Genomic DNA, 17,649 nt, shown 5'->3' with positions numbered 1-17,649 from the left:
TACCCCGTATGCAACCAACGCTCAGGCAGGACGACTTCATGGAGCGCGCCATGCGCACCTGGGGAAGCACCGTCTACCGCCTGGCCCTCAACCAAACGCAGTCCCCGCACGACGCGGAAGACATCTGCCAAGACGTGTTCCTGCGCCTGCTGAAAGACGCAACCGCTTTCAAAGACGACGAGCATCTCAAGGCATGGTTGCTCTGCGTCGCCATCAACCGCTGCCGCGACCTGCACCGTTCGGCCTGGAAACGACGCGCCGAACTCACCGACGCGGTTCCCGATGCGGGCCGCGAAGATCCTCGCAGCGACGATGCGGCACGCGCCCTGCAGGACAGCGAGCTCGGACGAGCGCTAGGACGCCTGCCCGACAAGATGCGCCTGATCGTGCATCTGCACTACTACGAGGGATTCTCGACCGAGGAAATCGCCCGCCTCGTGCACTGCGCGCCCGCTACGGTTCGCTCGCGCCTGAGCCGGGCTCGAACGCAACTCGGGAAGATGCTGGGGAAAGGGGGCATCCTTTGAAACGGACAGGACAATCACCCGAGCAGGACCAGTACCGCGCGCTGATGGACGACATAGAGATGCCAGGCCGCGTGCACGATCGCGTGATGCGCGAGGCGCACCGCCTGCGCACAGCGGAGGCGGTGCACGCGAAGCCTACCCGCCGACCGCGCACCTGCAACCAAAGCGGCTATCGTACGCGCCGCTTCGTCACGGCCGTCATCGCAGCCGCTTGCGTGCTTGCCCTTGCGAGCGGCGTCGCGTTCGCCATCTCGCAGCAACTCGACAATGCGACGGCGAAAAACTCCTTCGCCCTCGATGCGGGCACAGACGACTTCGGATACGGCGGCTTCACGAAAGTGTGGCGCAGCGACCCGGAGATAGATCCGAACAACGCCGACAACGCGCCCGACTCGGGGCAGCGCTACCTCTCAGTGGCCCATCTGTTCGACCTCTCCTGCACGGGAACGAACGTCGCTTCGCTCACCTACACGGTGGAAGGCGACCGCGTGCTGTTCTACACGAACGCCCGCATGCCCGAATTCTCCTACCAGGAGGGCGACGACCCCTATACGGAAGATCGCACCACGAGCTTCACCGTGAACTACGACGAGCAGAACGCGAACAAGACCGAGATATGGCACGCCCTGCGCGTTTCGTTCCCGTTGGAGGGAGAGGTGGCGGAGCTGTACGATGCCACGACGGGAGAGTTCTACGGCGATCGTCGAAAATGGGACGTCAATATGCACGAAAACCTCAATGCGCTGCTCATCCGCAAATACGCCGACATGATCGCGCAGGCGCGTCTCAAGGTGACGGCCACGTACGACGATGGAACGACCGAAACGAAAACCTACGTCATAACCCCGGTCGACAACCTCGAGGAAACGCTGCGCGCCTACGGCGAAGCCCTGCGCGCGCAAGCCGCGGAAGAGGAGGCGAACCCCGGCCCGACCGAGCCCATAGCCCGTCCGCAGCTGTTCAGGTTCACGCAAATAGACTGACCCGAACCCCTTTACCGAGCCGTCGGACATGCAAAGGGGTACGGGTGCTCAACAACACGGCAAACGGCTGGCGGCACTTTTGCGCGGCCAGGCGCGCCCGTTGCGGCTTTCTTCTAGAGTAGTCCCACTCTATCCGGCAGCGCACCGCCATCGGGCGTGCGCATTCTAGAAGAAAGGCGGCATCTATGGGAAAGTTCAAACGCTTTTGCATGATCGTGTTCGTCGTTGCTGCCGTGCTGGGCATCGGCGTGCTCGCAGCCCTTTGGTTCGCCTGGGAACCGCTGTTCCCGGCAATCGCCTGGCTCATGAGCATGCCGTGGTTCTTCGTCGTCGAGGCCGTTCTGCTAGGCATCACGGCGCTGGGCCTGCTGGTCGTGTTGATTCGCGCCATCACTGCTCCGGGCAAGAACTCGCAGCTGGAGCTTGAGCGCGACAACGGCAGCATCGCCATCACGCAGAACGCCATCCAGTCCACGGTCAAGCACGTCGTCGAGAGCCATCACGGCCTGTCCACGGACAACGTCAAGGTTCACATCACGAACAAGCACGACCCGCGCATGAGCATCCACGCGAAGATCGATCCGGGTCGAAACGCCGAGCTGGGACAGCTGGGCGCGAAGCTGCAGGACGAGATCGCCGCGACGCTTGAAGCCTTCACCGGCTACCCCGTCGACTCCGTGCGCATCACGTTCGCAGGCGACGCCGACGTGGTTACACCCGCGTTCACGCAGCAGGCCACGAAGTATACCGACGACACGCGCCGTCAGCACCAGACCAAACCGGTGCCCGCCCACGTGGTCGAGTAGGTGATGCGACGATGACTCAGTCCACCATGCGCATCCACCCTGCGGCCACCCCGGCTCCGAAGTCGGCGCCCAAGCAGTCGCAGGCGGCGAAGCAGAAGCCGAAAACGACGAACGCTTACGCGTCTTCGAACCAGAAGCACGACGAGCAGAAGGCTCCGCAGCGTACGGCCGACACACCGTCCGACGTGCTGGCGAATGCAGCGGCCGAGACGAAGCGCGACAAGGGCGTGTACGCCAGCATGAAGCGCGCGTTCTCGCCGTACGTGGAGAACCACAGCCATGCGGTGCTGTACGGCATCATCGGCTTCGTCGCGGCAGCCCTCATCCTCATCGTGGGATTCTGGCCCACCGTGCTGCTGGCCGTGTTCGCCGCCATCGGCGTGGTCATCGGCAAGTACCGCGACGGCGACCGCAAGACGCGCCAGCAGATGAAACAGGTCCTCGAACGTTTCAACTAGCGAAACGCCTCGCGTGCCGCGCCCATCCCCCTGCGAGATTCGCGCAGCACGAGGCGTTCGCCCCCCCGATCCATCATGCTACAGAAAGGAACTACCATGACCCAGAGCACTATGACCAAGCCAGCAACCTCTTCCACCTACAACCCCTACTCCGATATGGACGCCGATAAGAAAAAGAGCGATGCCGCCACGGCCGACTCCGTCTCCGCCGAGCCGGTGTACAAACTGGTCATCGACGAGAACGTCGTGGAGAAGATCTCCTCCATGGCCGCTCAGAAGATCGACGGCATCATCGACATGAAGGGCAACGTTCTCTCCCGCATCCAGGAAGGCCTGGGCGGCGCAGACAAGACAAAGGGCGTGGACGCCGATATCGTCGACGACACGAACGCGAAGATCAACCTCGACGTGATCATGGAGTACGGCAAGTCCGCCCCTGAGATCTTCGACGACATCAAAAAGGTTGTCGGCGGCGACCTCAAGGACATGACCGGCCTCAACGTGGTCGAGATGACCGTGAACGTGGTGGACGTCATGACTCCGGAAGAGTACGCCCAGAAAAACGGGTCCAACAGCGACGACGGGCAGCAGGACGACTCGGCCAACTAGACCGGGTTCGCCCTCAGCGTCGTGTTGCGGAGCCGTCCCGTCCGCGCTCCGCACCCCGTGTTGCAAGCCCGTCGCGCCTCCCGCGCGGCGGGCTTTTTAACGAGCGGGGCCGGATTGCTCGCCTGCCCTCAAATATCATCCTGACCCTTTCGCTTCCCCTATCCGACATCCTACCGCGTCCGACATCCCGCTCCCCGCGCAGCGCGCGGCGTGCGTGCCCTTCTGCGGGCCATTTCGGTCAGCCCACCTGCCCTCCGCTGTCAAACCAGAATTGACATAGCCCGGGTCGGCCCGCCCCGCGAAAGCTCGCCGGCGGCTCGGAAGCCCTCTTCGGCCATCGGCCAGGAGCCCGTCCCGCCCGATCGCCAGCCGCCCGACAGGGGAAGCGGCGCGCGGCGGTGCATGTCGATCCTGGTTTAGCAGCCGATAGGGCAGCGAATGGCAAAAAGACATCGAATTCGGAAGCGATCGCGTCATCCGGGATGGGTCCGCCGAGCAGCGCCGGAAGCAAGCGATCTCATGACCTGGGACTATGATAGATTGGGATTACCAGCACGTCTGCGGTTCGCTACGCAATTTCCGAATTCAATGCTTTTTCGCCATCGGTGGCCTCGCCGGATGCACGAGGCACGGCGCTTTGAGAGACGCGGCGCCTAGGCGACACGCCGCGCGGCCGGAGCTTGCGCGTCAAACGGACAGCCAGAGCGAATGTTTCACGTGAAATATTCGAAGCCGAGCAACGCCGCGACGGCTTCGACAAGATCCACGCGGGAACGAAGGGCAAAGCGCGTGCAATCCGCGCGAGAAACAGCGGCAAGAAACGTGGAATCCGCACTGTAAACGCGTGGGATTTCAGTAAGATCGAGGAAGATCTGCGCTGGATGTGCGCCATGAAAACGTGAGATGGGGTTGTTATACTAAGAAGCACGAACCCGCCAGGCGGGGAGGATGACACACCCTCTTTACATCCATTTCCGAATTCTAGATATACGGAAGGGGGTGTCCTCCATGGATGGTATTGTACTCAGCCTTACCGGAGTTATCTTGCAGGTTCTCGGCCTCGTAGCTGCTTTCGGCAGCTTGGCGGTCGGGGCGGCCTCGCTCGCGCTTCAAGCGTGGTCGAAAGACGAACCCCGGTCGTCCCAGAGGGACGAACCGGGCGCACAATAACATCCGAACCGCCGTAGCGAGTTCGAGAGCCGTGGGGAGTTAGCCGCTCCCTGCGGCTCGCCTGCTATTATAAGGAAGCAACCGCTCCTCCGCAACGGTGCCTAACGCGTTTTCCGCACTTCTTCGGTGATCTTCGCGAAGTCGCCTTCCGCGGCGCAGTAGCGCGCCAAGTCGCGCGTGTTCACGCTCTCGGCTCCGTCGATACGCGTAATCGCACCCAAGCCGAAACCGATCTGCGGCACGCCAGCGGCCGCCATCTGCGCGAAACGGTCCTCCTTGCCTGCGCGCGCAAAGCGAAGAGGCAGGTACTCCATGAAGCCATGCTCGGTCAACGCGCCGCGCATCTCGTCCAGCTGGCGCGCGACCTCGTCGCAACCCGCCGCCAGCTCATCGGCCACCCGCACAAGCTCCGCGTGGGTCGCATGCGAGCGCGCGGCCGCCAGCGCCGTGCGCCGCACGTTGAGCGCACCGTCCCCGCCCTCGGAAGCATCATGGCCGAACGCCAGCACCAGCCCCAACGTGTCGTTCGCGTACGAATGCAGGAAATGGTCGCAGATAATGGGCAGATCGTTCAGGTTGTCCACCCGATTGAGCCGCACGAAGTCGACGGGGTTGAGCGACAGCATCTCGAAGTCGAAGCGCGTCACCCCGGCGCGTCGGAAAAACGGCATGGTCGCCCCGCTCACGTTCGCAATGGACGAACGCATGGCGACGGGCGCGTCCTCGGCCACGTCGCAAACCTGCCGCACGGCGCGCACGATGCGCGCGATGTCCGCGCCCGCGTTCGATGCCACGCCGCCGCCCAGCTGCACGGCGCGCACCAGGCAATCGTCGAACTGCCCCGCGTTCGCCTCGATCTCGGCCACCAGCGCGTCGGCGTAGCGCGCCATGCGCGCGCTATCCCACCCGAGGATCATGCCCTCGCGGCGAAGCGCGCGATCGTCCACGCAAAACGGGACGGACACCTGAACGATCGCATCGCGTTTCTCTGTCATGATCGTTGCTCCTTCTTCTGCTCGCGCGGAGCGGCGGCCACTTGAAAGCAGCCGCCGCGCGCTATGGGCCGACTGGCATCGGGGAGGGAGAGGAGGGATACGCCAACCGGCCCCGAATCGGTTGCGGGCCGCTTTACGCCTTCAGGTCCTCGATGACGCTTTCGGCAGCGCAGTAGCCGGAGGTCAGCGCCGAACCGCAGCTATTGCCAGCCGTGGGCGTGGCGTACTGGATGCCGTAGCGCTGGCCACAGGTGTTGCCGGCGGCGTACAGGCCCGCAATGGGCTGCTTCTCGCCGGTGAGCACCTGGTAGCGGCCGTCGGTGCAGATGGCCGCATGCTGGCACAGGCCGCCGGAAGGATTGCCGCCCGTGGTGCCGAACGAGGCGAAGAAGGGAGCGTCCTTGATGGGCAGCAGGTTCTGCGGGTCGCAGCCCCAGTCGTCGTCGTGGCCCTTCGCGCACAGCTCGTTGTAGCGCTCCACCTCGGCCAGAAAGTTCGTCTTGGCCTCGCCGGTGTAGCCCACGATCTCGGCCAGCTCCTCAAGCGTGTCGGCAGCGTACACCGTGGAGTACTCTTTGCCGAAGCGGGAGAAGGCGCGCACGTCGAAGCCGTCCTTGCCGGTTTTGTAGTTCGCCATGTTCTCGCGCACTTCTTCCACCATGTAGTCCGAGCTGCGGTCCATCGTCTCGTGGCCGTACCCTTGGTGCGACAGGTACTCTTCCCAGTTCGCGTCGGTCACGTTCACCAGCAGCTGGCCCTCGGGAAGCATGTCCAGGTAGCCGTTGGAGCCGTGCTTCACCATGGTCTCGTTCATGAAGCGCTTGCCGTCGTTGCCGAAGCACGGCCATGCGCCGCCGAACGCGAAGCCCGGCACACCGTTGATGCCCGCGGCCTGGCCGGCGCGGGGGCCGCCCTCCATCGTGCCGCCGGCCCACATGCACATGCGGATGCCCGAGCCGTCGCGGCCCATGCCCCCGATGCTGGTGGCGTCGGTGCGGTCGTTGCCGTACGACCAGGCCAGGTTGCGCATCTGGTCGGACAGGTCGAGGCGCATGTCGGGGTTGCCGCCGAAGTCGCCCGCCGCCACGACCACGGCCTTCGCGTTGATCTGGTGGTACGCGCCGTCGACATCCTGGAAGACGGCCCCGGTCACCGCGTCGCCGTCCTGCACCAGCACCACGCCCTGGTAACCCCACTTGATGGTGCCGCCGGCTTCCTCGAACGCCGCGTGCACCGAGCGGATGACGAACGGCCACATGTTGATGTTGGATTCCTCGTCGCGCCACTGAGTCATGGCCGGCCACGACCTCTGCCCGCAGCACTCGCCGTTGAAGTTGTCGTTGCCCTTGTAGTTCGAGGTCTTCGCATACTTCTCCACGTACTCGGCGGGAATGTGCCCCACCATCCAGTCGAGCATCTCGCCCGAGCGCATGGCGTAGTCGCGCACGATCTTCTGGTGCGCATGGCCGCGCGAGAGGCGCATGTACTCGTTGAACACCTCGGTGGTGTCGATCTCGGGCGTGCCTTTGTCCAGGAACAGCTTCGAGTTGTAGCAGGCCATGTCGCAGGCGTATTCGTCGTACTCGTCGTAGGTCTGCATATCGGCCAAGAAGACGTTCGCGCCTTCCTCCTGGCAGCGCAGCGCCGCCACGGTGCCCGCGTTGCCCGCGCCGATGACCAGCACGTCGCAGTCCTCGGTATCGGCGATGTCGCTGACCACGGGCGCGTCGCCCAACCACGCCGGCTTGTTCAGCATGAAGTCGGCCGGCTTGATGCCCAGCTGCTCGCAGCCGCCGCCCGCGGACAGCACGCCGTCGCCCTTGAGGGCGATGTACTCTTCGGGCGTGGTAGGCGCCTTCGCGCTGGCATTCTGGCCGCGGTTGAACGTCGACAGCTCCTGCATCACGTCGTACGTGCCCGCTTCGCCGGAATCGGCGGCCGCCGCCGAGGCGGTGGAGGCCGACTGCTGCGGCGAGCATCCGCCCAGCGCTCCCAGCGCGGCGACGCTCATCGTGCCGGCGGCCGCCCCCTTCAAGAAGTCGCGACGCGACCAGCTGTGCTTCGAGGTGGTTCCCATGTTCCCGCTCCCTTCAATCATGTGCCCATGTTCCGATCCCGGCGTCGCCCGCTTCTGTTGTGCGGCGCCGGACGTTCGGCTACACTACGGTGCAGGCCGGGGTTTCGCCATCACTGAAAGCGATGATTTCGGAATCCGCAGGGTGCGCCGCACGCGCCCACCCTATAGCTGAATTTAGTGATTTGCGCTATCTACGAGGGAAAACGCCGAGACGTTGCAGGGAGGGCATGGAAAGCGCGCAACAACACGACTCGAAGCAGGCGTCTCCGGCGCCCGTCTCGTTCAAGCCCGCGCTGCTGGGCGCGGGACTGCTGTTCTCCGTCTTCCTCAATGCGATCCGCTTCTTTTCTGAGCACGGAACGGGCGCGACGCCCTCGCTGCACCCCTTCGCGGTGTACGCCGGCTGGGGGCTGACGGGCGCGGGCATCGTGCTCGCCGCGCTGGCCATGTTGGCCAAGCGCGCAGATCGACGCACGCCCGACCTCACCCGCACGGCGCCTCTGGTGACAGGCGCCTGCCTGGTCGCCATCGGAGTGCAGTTCATGCTGCCGCTGTACACGCAGCTGACGCTGCCGTTCGCCGAGCCCGCCATGTTCGGCCTGGCGTTCGGAGCGGGACTTGCCATGCTCGCCACGGCGTGGGGCTCGGTGTTCGCGCGGCTCGAACCGGAGAATTTGCTGTTCAACAGCGCATGGGGCATCGTGGCGGCAGCAGTCGTCCATTTCGCGGCCGAGCCGCTTTCCCCCTCTCCCATCGGGTTGGCGCTGATCGCATGCTCGCTTGTCACATCGGTGGCGCTGCTGTTCGTCGCCCGCACGTTCAACGACGAGACTGCGGCACCGCACCCCGCCGGCGCCGAAAGCGCAAGCGAGGATGACCATCGCATCCGGCTGCGCAAGGCAGCCGCCATATTGTGGATGCCCCTCGTAGGGGCGTGCATCACCTGCTTCATCTTCGGGCTCACCTGGGATCCCGTCATCTCGAGCGAGCAGATGCGCCTGCCCGATCCGCTGGGAGCGTGGAAATCGCTCATCGGGCCGTCGCTGCTGGCCATCGTCGTCGCGCTGTTCGTGCTGCGCAAGGCAAACTCGTCGCCGCTCAGATTGCTCAACCAGGCCGTGTATCCCATCGCCGTGGCGCTTCTGCTCGCGCTGCCCGTCATCAGCTCCGACAGCGATGTCGCAGCGGGTATCATCGACGTGCTCACCCAGGCCAGCTTCGCGGTGATCGCGCTGGCCATCTGGTGCAGCATGGCCAGCGCCGTCCGCAGCGTGCCCTTTGCCGCCACGTTCGTATTCCCGGCCTGTCTCGCGCTGCTAGCGCTCGCGTTCGTGGCCGGCCTGTGCGGCATCGCCGTCATCGGCACCGACGGCCGCACGATCTGTCTCATCATGCTCACCGTGTACCTGGCGCTCATCGCCATATCGTTCGCGCAAGGCTCGCGGCAGCGCGAAGGCCGGCGCACCGAGCCTCACGGCGCGGACGACTCGCGCACGTACATCCACCGCCGCTGCGACACGCTGGCAGCCGAACGGGGGCTGTCGCCGCGCGAGCGCGAGGTGCTGTACTACCTGGGACGAGGCTACAATCACGGCTATGTGGCCGAGAAGCTCTACATCTCCGAGAACACCGTGCGCACCCACGTGCGCCACATCTACGCGAAGCTCGCCATCAACTCGCGCGAGGAGCTACTCGCCATGATCGACGACGAAACGCCGAGAGGTTGAAGGTCGGCAGATTGAAGGCCGGCAGCGCCCGAGACGCGGTATGATGAGAGGCGACGCAGGCGGTATCGGATGCTAGGAGCGCTGCTGCATGAACATTCTCGACTATCTCGGCACGGAGTTCGCCTCATTCGAGGAAAAGCCGTTCAACCCGGTCGATTCGGCGGCGCTTTCCCAGTTCTGCATGGTGCGCGCCGAAGGGATCGTGCCGCCGCTGCGCGAGCGCAAGGCGTTCGGCAGGCTCGGCACCATCGTGAAGAACCTGCTATCCCCTTCGGGACGCCCCGCCCACTTCCTCGATACATTGCGTGCCGAACACTATGAGCATATGTTCTCGGGCCTCATCCCTGGCCGCGTGAAGGAAAATATGCTGGCACTCGCCGCCAGCCCGCGGTTTCGCGACATGGTCATCCGCGATTACCTCAGCCTGTTCGATACCGAGCGGCAGACGCAGTTCGCCGCCATGACGTTCGTCTACAAGAAGGAATTCGCCTACGTGGGCTTCCGCGGAACCGACACGTCCATCACCGGCTGGCGCGAGAACTTCAACATGTGCTACACCGCGCCCGTGCCCGCCCAGGAGCAAGCCGCGCGCTACCTGGAGGCCGTAGCGCCGCACCTGCCTCGCCGGCTGTTCGTGGGCGGCCACTCGAAGGGCGCCAACCTCGCGCTGTACGCCGCGCTGAACGCGTCCGCCGCTGTGCAGGACCGCATCGAGCGCGTGTACACGCACGACGGCCCCGGTTTCAAAGCGGGCGCGTTCTCGCCCGATGATTGGAGAAAGCTGGACGGCCGCATCCACCGCACCGTCCCGCAGGACTCCGTCATCGGTATGCTCATGGAGTCGCACACCCCGCCGCTCGTGGTGCACAGCACCGAGCGCGGCCTTTTGCAGCACAGCCCGTTCTCGTGGGAGGTCGACGGCGACGATTTCGTCTACCTCGACAACCTCACCGAAAACGCCCGGTTCACCGACGCGCTGCTCACCGAATGGCTGGCGCGCTACTCCGACGAGGAAGCGGCGGCCATCGTCGACGCGCTGTTCAAAGCCGTCGAGGCCTCGGGCGCCCAGAACGCCACCGAGGTCTTCTTCGGCGGGGCGAAAACGGTGGCCCTGCTGAGCGAGGCGGCCAAGAACATCGACGGGACCGCTCGCGAAACCCTGGTCGGCGCCCTCGGCTCGCTTGCCGAGCTGGCAGGCCACCGCGTCACCCAGGGCATCGTCGAACGCATCGTCCCGAAGAAAAAAGCGCGCTCTTAGAACGCGGGCTCCTCCGCCTGCACCGCGCCGCTTCGCACGTGCGCGGCGCCCATCAGGCGCTTTGCCGCAGCCATACCCACCAGCAGCAGCGCGGCGCTCGCAACGCCCGTGCCAATGCCCAGCATCAGGCCGGGATCGTACGAGCCGAAGCGGTCGAACAGGAACCCATACACCGAAATGCCCAGCGAGCCTACCAGCGATGTGCCGATGCTCACGTACGAGAACAGCGTGCCGTAATCCTTCGATCCGAACGCGCTGCGCACCAGCAGCGGCACGTTCACCGTCACCATCGCCGTAAGCACGCCGAACAAGGCGGCCGCCACCATGACCATCCCCACGTTGCCGTTCGAGGCTAGGAACAGCGCGAACGCGGTCACGCCCACGCCGAAGCCGCACAGCGTCGCGTTGCGCGGCCCCACGGCGTCGGCCAGCCACCCCAGCACCAGCTTGCCCACGATGTTGCTGATCATGGCGATGGAAGGAAGGAACGCTGCGACGGCGGCGAGCCCGACGGTGCCGGCGTACGTGGGCATCAGCTGCAAAAACGCGCTCTCGAGCGACAGGAATCCCGCAACCAGGAACACGCACGCGAACGCCAGCGAACGCACGGCGCGAGCCGCCGAGACGCCGGACGCCGTTTCGGCTCCGCTGCTCGCCGGGGTGTCTTCCACCTCGTCGGCTCCATAGGCATCGCGCGGGTCGGCCGGCTTGAACTTCATCACCAGCAGCGAGAACGGCAGCACCAGCACGGCTGCGATCAGGGCGAGCACCGCATAGGTGGGCCGCCATCCCAACGATTGGATGAGCGCGCCGCCCAACGGGTTCATCACCGCCCCGCCGATGCCCGAGCAGGCCATGGCGATGCCCATCGCAAGGCCCGCCTTCTTCTTGAACCAGTTGCCTATCATGACGGGTGCCGGCAGCAGGAACGCGAACGCGGCCGCCACGCCCAGCACCGCCCCCGCCACGTACCACTGCCACACCGCGTTGAACTGCCCCATGGACGCGAACGCCAGCGCGGCCGCCACCATGCCGACGCTCACCAGCACGCGCATGCTCACCTTCGGCAACAGCTTCCCCGCCACGGGAAGCGCCGCCGTCATGCACAAACCCTGGATCGTGAAGTACAGCATGAAGCTGCCCTGCGAGAACTGCAGATCGCCCAGCACGGCGGGAACCATGATGCCCGCCGCGTTGTTGATGGTGCCCATGCCTCCCGCTTGCAGGAAGCAACAGGCGATGAGGATGAGCCATGCCGGATGCAATCGGCGCGAACGCCGTTCACCGCCTGTTTGGTTCGTCGTGTGCTGCCGCATGCGCATACTCCCTTCTCCGCTCTGGGGCCGCCAGGCCTTCGAGCGTTTTCGGTTAAAAGATGCGCCATTCAATCACGGAACCGATGCCGCCGAAGCCGACCGATGGCGGGCGTAGCGCCTCGCTCGGTCAGCGAGCAGCAGAGAACGAAAGCGACCCGCAAGCGGCGGCGAAGAAGCACGCGAGCGGCAAGCCCGATCGCGCCCGAACGAAGCCGCCAACATACGGCGAACCCGCGCTGCGCAGAGCCGACGAGCGCACACGGGCGATGCCGCTCGCCGGCGATTCGCGCCCGGAGCTTGCAGCGAAGAGTGCGAGGATGCGAACCGCTGTTGGACGTCCAGCGACTCCTACGTGCTCAATGGGCTGGGGATGTCCGACGGCGAAGGCGCGAGAGCAGCTCCTGGGTGCTGACATCGCTCAGGGCGGTGCTGCTGGACATCCCCGCCTCCAGGGCCTCGACGTCGCTCAGCGCATCGGCAAGCATGTTGAGCACCAGCTCGAACGCGCGATCGATTCCCTGTTCGGGATCGACGGTTTCCTCGATGCGCTCGGCGCCAACCTGGGCGAGCCATAGCTTGAAAGGCTCGGCCTTCGGAGAGGGAACGGACTGGATGATGCGCAGGACACCGTGAGTTGTCGCGTCTGCAACGCTCCTATTTCTTGAGGATCCTCTTGAGGTACGTGGTATCCAGAACGTTCACCGTCTCGAACTTCCCTTTGTAGAACACGCCCCAGTTGTTAAAGACGCCGGGCAGCTCCTTCGCCTTTTGCAGCGAATCCACTTGGATGAGCGTCAGCGGCACGTCGTTCGCCTCGCAATACCGCCGGATCGCCTCGATGCGCTCGGGCACGTAAGGGCACTGGAAATCGTAGTAGATCGTCAGCTCGTCGCTGTCGATAGCCTGGGCTTTCGCGTGCGGCGCGAACCGCGGCACCGTCCCGTCGAACGACAGAGCCAGCAACTCGTAGCCGTCGTCGGTAGCGTCGACCACTTCGAAGCCGAACTTCCGCGCGAACGCCTGATCGGTCAGCCACGCCTTCTGCTTCTTCGCCCCCAGCAGGCACACGCCCGACTTGCCTTGCACTCGCGCGTCGGCCAGGCAGTACTCCATGAGCGCGCGCCCGTAGCCTTTGCCCTTGCCGGCACCGTACGCCCAGAGGCAGTACACGTACAGGTAGTTGTCGCCCAGCACGGGAACCCACGCCGTTTCAAGCGGCGCGTACTCGATGAAAACCGGGTCTTTCACCTGCAGCTTTCGGAACACATGGCCTTCGCGCAGCCGATCGGCGAGCCATTGGCGCTTCGCCTCGACGCCGGGATGGGGCTTCCTGACGCGAATGATGCAGGAAAGATGCTCGTCGGCAAGGTTCTCGGGGGTTAGGTTGACGAATTCGGGATCCATGCTCCTCCTAAAGAAACCATTCCAAATGACCGCAGCTTTGGCATACAAGCACACGCGCGGTCGCGTTGGCCCAATCGAGGTTGAGAAGCGACGCGCCGGCTGTGTTCAATTGCCCCGAGCGCTCATCGAATTCCTCGCCGCCGCAATGCGAGCAGACCACCGCCTTCCCCGCGATCTCGTAACGGTAATTGCCAGACAACCCGCGCTCGAACCCATCCATGAACCCCATGAGAGCCGCCTTTCCGATCAGGCTTACAGATCGCGCATACACTCCTGCTTTTTCAACGCGTACTCTTCTTCGGTGATGGCGCCGCGTTTATACAGGTCGTCAAGCTGCGAAAGACGCTGGTAGGCAAGCGCGCTCGCGCGCTGGCGCTCATCGGGCAAAGGCTGTTGGCTGCCGGCGCGCTTCGCCAACACCACGATGAGCGCGACCACGAGTGCGACGGGCACCAGCAACATCAGCATGATGAGCATTTCCGGAACACCCAAACCCAGTATCTTCATGAAGCCGCCTTTCCGCGAGGCCTTTTTCAACCAGTATAGCAAGCGCGGCGCACCCGAAGATGCGCCGCGCGAGAAAACTTGATGCGAGAAGCCCCTAGTCCGTGAAGTAACCCACGCCGCCCTCGAACAGCTGCTGGTAGCGGTCGCCGGGGACGTTCTGGTACAGACCGTAGCCGCGGCGCTCGCTGTGGCCCATCTTGCCGAGGATGCGGCCGTCGGGGCTGGTGATGCCCTCGATGGCCAGTACCGATCCGTTCGGGTTCACGTCAAGGCTCATCGACGGCACGCCCTGCTCGTCCACGTACTGCGTGGCGATCTGGCCGTTCGCAGCCAACTGGGCCGCCAGCTCGGGCGACGCGACGAAGCGGCCCTCGCCGTGGCTCACGGGCACCGTATGGATGTCGCCCACCTCGCAGCGGCTCAGCCACGGCGACAGGTTCGATGCCACGCGCGTGCGCACCAGACGGCTCTGATGACGACCGATGGTGTTGAACGTGAGCGTGGGGCACTCCTCGTCCATGGGGCGGATGTCGCCGAACGGCACGAGACCCAACTTCACGAGCGCCTGGAAACCGTTGCAGATGCCCAGCATGAGGCCGTCGCGGTTCTGCAGCAGGTCGCGCACCGCTTCGGTGACGGCCGGAGCGCGGAAGAACGCCGTGATGAACTTGGCCGAGCCGTCGGGCTCGTCGCCGCCGGAGAACCCGCCGGGGATCATGATGATCTGGCTGTTCTCGATGGCCTTCACCAGCGCCTCGGTGCTCTCGGCCACCTTGTCGGGGGTCAGATTGTTGATGATGAGCGTCTCGGCCACAGCTCCCGCCTGCTCGAAGGCGCGCGCCGAATCGTACTCGCAGTTGTTGCCCGGGAACACGGGGATGATGACGCGCGGGCGCGCGATGGTGCCGTTGTACACCAGCGGCGCGGCACTGGTGAAGGACACCGTTTCCACGGCATCGCCCTCGGCGCGGTACGGGAACACCGACTCGAGGTGGCCCTCCCACGCTTCCTGCAACCCGACCAGGTCGATGACCTCGCCGCAGGCGGCGAACTCGTAGGCCTCGGTCGTCTCGCCCACCTCGTCCACGCGCACGACGTCGGACGCATGCGGCAGCTCCACGCACGGAGCCAGCTCCACGAGGAAGCTGCCGTACGACGGGGCGAACAGCTCGTCGGCCGTCACCGAATCAGTCAGCTTCACGCCGATGCCGTTGCCCACGCTCATCTTGAACAGAGCCTCAGCCGTCGCGCCGTATCCCGGCGTGGACACGGCCAGCGCCGCACCGTCGCCGATCAAGCGCTCCACCAGCTCGAACGCCTCCACCAAGCCGGCGGCGTCGGGCGTGACACCGTCGTACGACGCGGGCGCGATGCGCACCACGCGGCTGCCCGCCTGCTTGAACTCGGGCGACGTCGCGCGATCCACCGAGCCGATGGCCGTGGCGAACGACACCAGCGTGGGCGGCACGTCCAGCTGCTCGAAACTGCCCGACATGGAGTCCTTGCCGCCGATGGAGCCGATACCCAGGTCCACCTGCGCCATCAGCGCGCCCAGCACGGCGGCGGCGGGCTTGCCCCAGCGCTCGGGCTCGTCGCGCAGCTTCTCGAAGTACTCCTGGAACGTCAGGTACATGTCCTTGTGGAAGAAGCCGGCGGCCACGAGGCGCGCCACGCTCTCCACCACGGCGATGTACGAGCCGGTGAACTGGTTCGCCTCGGTGAGGTAGGGGTTGAAGCCCCAGGCCATGCCGCTGACCGTGGTGGTCTCGCCGAACACGGGCAGCTTCGCCACCATGGCCATCGCCGGCGTCAGCTGGCGCGACCCGCCGAACGGCATGAGCACCGTGCCCGCGCCGATGGTGGAGTCGAAGCGCTCGGACAGGCCCTTGTTCGAGCACACGTTCAAGTCGGTGACCAGCGCGTTCATGCGCTCGGCCAGCGTGTCGCCCGCCCAGGTGCGCTCGTACGTTCCACCCGGCAGCACGCGCACGTCCTGGTGCTTCGCCGCGCCGTTGCTGTTGAGGAAGTCGCGGCTCACGTCCACGATGACGGCGCCGTTCCACTCCATGCGCACGCGCGCCTCCTCCGTCACCGTGGCGATGGGGGTTGCTTCGAGGTTCTCCTCGTGCGCGTAGCCGATGAACTCGTCCACGTCCTCGGCCGCCAGGGCAACGGCCATGCGCTCCTGGCTCTCGGAGATGGCCAGCTCGGTGCCGTCAAGGCCGTCGTACTTCTTCGGCACCTTGTTGAGGTCGATGAACAGGCCGTCGGCCAGCTCGCCGATGGCCACGGACACGCCGCCCGCGCCGAAGTCGTTGCAGCGCTTGATCAGCTTGCAGGCGTCGCCCCGACGGAACAGGCGCTGGATCTTGCGCTCCACGGGCGCGTTGCCCTTCTGCACCTCGGCGCCGCAGCTCTCGAGCGATTCCAGCTTGTGCGCCTTCGAGGAGCCCGTGGCGCCGCCGATGCCGTCGCGGCCCGTGCGGCCGCCCAGCAGCACCACCACGTCGCCCGGAGCGGGCGTCTCGCGACGCACGTGGTCGGCCGGCGTGGCGCCCACCACGGCGCCGATCTCCATGCGCTTCGCGGCGTAGCCGGGATGGTACAGCTCGTTCACCTGGCCGGTTGCCAAGCCGATCTGGTTGCCGTACGAAGAGTAGCCCGCGGCCGCGGTGGTCACCAGCTTGCGCTGCGGCAGCTTGCCCGGCAGCGTCTCGCTCACGGGAACCAGCGGGTCGGCCGCGCCCGTCACGCGCATGGCCTGGTAGACGTAGCTGCGGCCCGACAAGGGGTCGCGGATGGCGCCGCCCACGCAGGTGGCTGCGCCGCCGAACGGCTCGATTTCGGTAGGATGGTTGTGCGTCTCGTTCTTGAACAGGTACAGCCAGTCCTGCTCTTCGCCGTCCACGTCCACCTTGCACTTCACGGTGCAGGCGTTGATCTCCTCGGACTCGTCGAGGCCGGTCAGCACGCCCTTCGCCTTCAGCCAGCGCGCGCCGATGGTGCCCATGTCCATGAGGCACACCGGCTTCTCGTCGCGGCCCAGCTCGTGGCGCATCTCAAGGTACTTCTCGAACGCGGCCTGCACGGCCTCGTCCTCCACTGCCACGTTGTCCAGCACGGTGCCGAACGTGGTGTGGCGGCAGTGATCGGACCAGTACGTGTCGATCATCTTGATTTCGGTGATGGTGGGGTTGCGCCCCTCTTCGGCGAAGTACTGCTGGCAGAACGCGATGTCGGCCAGGTCCATGGCCAGGCCGCGGTCGGCGATGAACGCCGCCAGGCCCGCCTCGTCCAGCTCCAGGAACCCGTCCACCGTCTCCACCATGCCCGGCACGGGCTGTTCCAGGTGCAGCGTCTCGCGCACATCAAGCGACGCCTCGCGCGCTTCGATGGGGTTGATCACGTAGTGCTTGATGGCGGCGACGTCCTCGTCGGACAGCGCGCCCTCCAGCATGTACACCTTCGCGCTGCGCACCTCGGGGCGCTCGCCCTGGCTGATCAGCTGGATGCATTCGCTTGCAGAATCGGCGCGCTGGTCGAACTGGCCGGGAAGGTACTCCACGGCGAACACCGCCACCCCGTTCGCCTCGGGCATCTCCAGCGTCGCGATGTCGGACTGCGGCTCGCTGAACACGGTGGGCACGCACTGAGCGAACAGCTCGTCCGAGATCCCCTCCACGTCGTAGCGATTCACCATGCGGAGATTCTCAAGCGCGCCGACGCCCAGCAGGCTGCGCAGCTCCTCTTTCAGCTGCTTCGCCTCCCCGTCGAAGCCGGGCTTCTTCTCCACGTAGACACGAGAAACCATG

Annotated in this window: 15 protein-coding genes; 8 read left to right on the top strand and 7 right to left on the bottom strand. The window is 65.4% G+C overall.

Annotated elements, in window-relative coordinates:
• The first annotated feature begins 8 nt into the window (after window positions 1–8).
• The 5 genes from ELEN_RS01425 to ELEN_RS01405 all read left to right on the top strand — a co-directional run bounded on the left by ELEN_RS01425 (window position 9) and on the right by ELEN_RS01405 (window position 3,383).
• Entirely contained in the window at window positions 9–527 is a 519-nt protein-coding gene (locus tag ELEN_RS01425) for an RNA polymerase sigma factor (RefSeq protein WP_009305860.1), read from the top strand.
• Entirely contained in the window at window positions 524–1,510 is a 987-nt protein-coding gene (locus ELEN_RS01420) for a hypothetical protein (protein ID WP_009305859.1), read from the top strand. The genes ELEN_RS01425 and ELEN_RS01420 overlap by 4 nt, the downstream gene beginning before the upstream one ends.
• Before the next feature lie 185 nt (window positions 1,511–1,695).
• On the top strand, window positions 1,696–2,316 hold the full coding sequence (gene amaP / locus ELEN_RS01415) for an alkaline shock response membrane anchor protein AmaP (protein ID WP_009305858.1): 621 nt from the start codon (window positions 1,696–1,698) through the stop codon (window positions 2,314–2,316).
• An 11-nt stretch (window positions 2,317–2,327) separates the two neighbouring features.
• Window positions 2,328–2,774, top strand: a complete 447-nt coding sequence (locus ELEN_RS01410; protein WP_009305857.1) for a DUF2273 domain-containing protein — start codon at window positions 2,328–2,330, stop codon at window positions 2,772–2,774.
• 96 nt (window positions 2,775–2,870) lie between these two features.
• Entirely contained in the window at window positions 2,871–3,383 is a 513-nt protein-coding gene (locus tag ELEN_RS01405) for an Asp23/Gls24 family envelope stress response protein (protein WP_009608111.1), read from the top strand.
• A 1,271-nt stretch (window positions 3,384–4,654) separates the two neighbouring features.
• Here ELEN_RS01405 and ELEN_RS01400 read toward each other — a convergent pair.
• Complete coding sequence (locus ELEN_RS01400) at window positions 4,655–5,548, bottom strand: hypothetical protein (RefSeq protein ID WP_009305853.1); 894 nt, start codon at window positions 5,546–5,548, stop codon at window positions 4,655–4,657.
• A 133-nt stretch (window positions 5,549–5,681) separates the two neighbouring features.
• Window positions 5,682–7,625, bottom strand: coding sequence for an FAD-binding protein (locus ELEN_RS01395; protein WP_009305851.1), 1,944 nt, complete (start codon window positions 7,623–7,625; stop codon window positions 5,682–5,684).
• Between the two features lie 227 nt (window positions 7,626–7,852).
• On the opposite strand from ELEN_RS01395, the gene ELEN_RS01390 reads away from it, so the two are divergent.
• On the top strand, window positions 7,853–9,352 hold the full coding sequence (locus tag ELEN_RS01390; RefSeq protein WP_009305849.1) for a helix-turn-helix transcriptional regulator: 1,500 nt from the start codon (window positions 7,853–7,855) through the stop codon (window positions 9,350–9,352).
• An 88-nt stretch (window positions 9,353–9,440) separates the two neighbouring features.
• A complete protein-coding gene (locus ELEN_RS01385; protein ID WP_009608095.1) occupies window positions 9,441–10,610 on the top strand; it encodes an Mbeg1-like protein in 1,170 nt (389 codons plus the stop codon).
• Here the strand turns inward: ELEN_RS01385 and ELEN_RS01380 are convergent.
• Complete coding sequence (locus tag ELEN_RS01380; RefSeq protein WP_226844242.1) at window positions 10,607–11,926, bottom strand: MFS transporter; 1,320 nt, start codon at window positions 11,924–11,926, stop codon at window positions 10,607–10,609. The two genes, ELEN_RS01385 and ELEN_RS01380, sit on opposite strands and share 4 nt — an antisense overlap.
• Before the next feature lie 83 nt (window positions 11,927–12,009).
• Here ELEN_RS01380 and ELEN_RS01375 point away from each other — a divergent pair, with 83 nt between their 5' ends.
• Window positions 12,010–12,501, top strand: a complete 492-nt coding sequence (locus ELEN_RS01375) for a hypothetical protein (protein WP_035576727.1) — start codon at window positions 12,010–12,012, stop codon at window positions 12,499–12,501.
• A 79-nt stretch (window positions 12,502–12,580) separates the two neighbouring features.
• Here the strand turns inward: ELEN_RS01375 and ELEN_RS01370 are convergent, their stop codons facing one another.
• From ELEN_RS01370 to ELEN_RS01355, 4 genes are all read right to left on the bottom strand, one after another.
• Window positions 12,581–13,330 (bottom strand): YoaP domain-containing protein, encoded by a 750-nt coding sequence (locus ELEN_RS01370; protein ID WP_009305837.1) that lies wholly within the window; start codon window positions 13,328–13,330, stop codon window positions 12,581–12,583.
• Between the two features lie 7 nt (window positions 13,331–13,337).
• Window positions 13,338–13,559, bottom strand: a complete 222-nt coding sequence (locus ELEN_RS01365; protein ID WP_009305836.1) for a hypothetical protein — start codon at window positions 13,557–13,559, stop codon at window positions 13,338–13,340.
• Window positions 13,560–13,582: 23 nt separating this feature from the next.
• A complete protein-coding gene (locus ELEN_RS01360) occupies window positions 13,583–13,837 on the bottom strand; it encodes an SHOCT domain-containing protein (protein WP_009305835.1) in 255 nt (84 codons plus the stop codon).
• 94 nt (window positions 13,838–13,931) lie between these two features.
• Complete coding sequence (locus tag ELEN_RS01355; protein WP_015759901.1) at window positions 13,932–17,648, bottom strand: phosphoribosylformylglycinamidine synthase; 3,717 nt, start codon at window positions 17,646–17,648, stop codon at window positions 13,932–13,934.
• Window position 17,649 lies beyond the last annotated feature (1 nt).

Origin of the sequence: Eggerthella lenta DSM 2243, assembly GCF_000024265.1 — a bacterium.
In the GTDB taxonomy this organism is placed as follows: domain Bacteria; phylum Actinomycetota; class Coriobacteriia; order Coriobacteriales; family Eggerthellaceae; genus Eggerthella; species Eggerthella lenta.
This window is presented reverse-complemented; position numbering and strand designations above follow the sequence as displayed.

What these genes read in the sequence shown, in the direction of transcription:
- ELEN_RS01400 (WP_009305853.1), bottom strand. Translation starts at nt 5,548, where the DNA reads ATGACAGAGAAACGCGATGCGATCGTTCAGGTGTCCGTCCCGTTTTGC.
- amaP (WP_009305858.1), top strand. Translation starts at nt 1,696, where the DNA reads ATGGGAAAGTTCAAACGCTTTTGCATGATCGTGTTCGTCGTTGCTGCC.
- ELEN_RS01390 (WP_009305849.1), top strand. Translation starts at nt 7,853, where the DNA reads ATGGAAAGCGCGCAACAACACGACTCGAAGCAGGCGTCTCCGGCGCCC.
- ELEN_RS01360 (WP_009305835.1), bottom strand. Translation starts at nt 13,837, where the DNA reads ATGAAGATACTGGGTTTGGGTGTTCCGGAAATGCTCATCATGCTGATG.
- ELEN_RS01425 (WP_009305860.1), top strand. Translation starts at nt 9, where the DNA reads ATGCAACCAACGCTCAGGCAGGACGACTTCATGGAGCGCGCCATGCGC.
- ELEN_RS01355 (WP_015759901.1), bottom strand. Translation starts at nt 17,648, where the DNA reads ATGGTTTCTCGTGTCTACGTGGAGAAGAAGCCCGGCTTCGACGGGGAG.
- ELEN_RS01365 (WP_009305836.1), bottom strand. Translation starts at nt 13,559, where the DNA reads ATGGGGTTCATGGATGGGTTCGAGCGCGGGTTGTCTGGCAATTACCGT.
- ELEN_RS01375 (WP_035576727.1), top strand. Translation starts at nt 12,010, where the DNA reads ATGCCGCCGAAGCCGACCGATGGCGGGCGTAGCGCCTCGCTCGGTCAG.
- ELEN_RS01405 (WP_009608111.1), top strand. Translation starts at nt 2,871, where the DNA reads ATGACCCAGAGCACTATGACCAAGCCAGCAACCTCTTCCACCTACAAC.
- ELEN_RS01410 (WP_009305857.1), top strand. Translation starts at nt 2,328, where the DNA reads ATGACTCAGTCCACCATGCGCATCCACCCTGCGGCCACCCCGGCTCCG.
- ELEN_RS01385 (WP_009608095.1), top strand. Translation starts at nt 9,441, where the DNA reads ATGAACATTCTCGACTATCTCGGCACGGAGTTCGCCTCATTCGAGGAA.
- ELEN_RS01370 (WP_009305837.1), bottom strand. Translation starts at nt 13,330, where the DNA reads ATGGATCCCGAATTCGTCAACCTAACCCCCGAGAACCTTGCCGACGAG.
- ELEN_RS01395 (WP_009305851.1), bottom strand. Translation starts at nt 7,625, where the DNA reads ATGGGAACCACCTCGAAGCACAGCTGGTCGCGTCGCGACTTCTTGAAG.
- ELEN_RS01380 (WP_226844242.1), bottom strand. Translation starts at nt 11,926, where the DNA reads ATGCGGCAGCACACGACGAACCAAACAGGCGGTGAACGGCGTTCGCGC.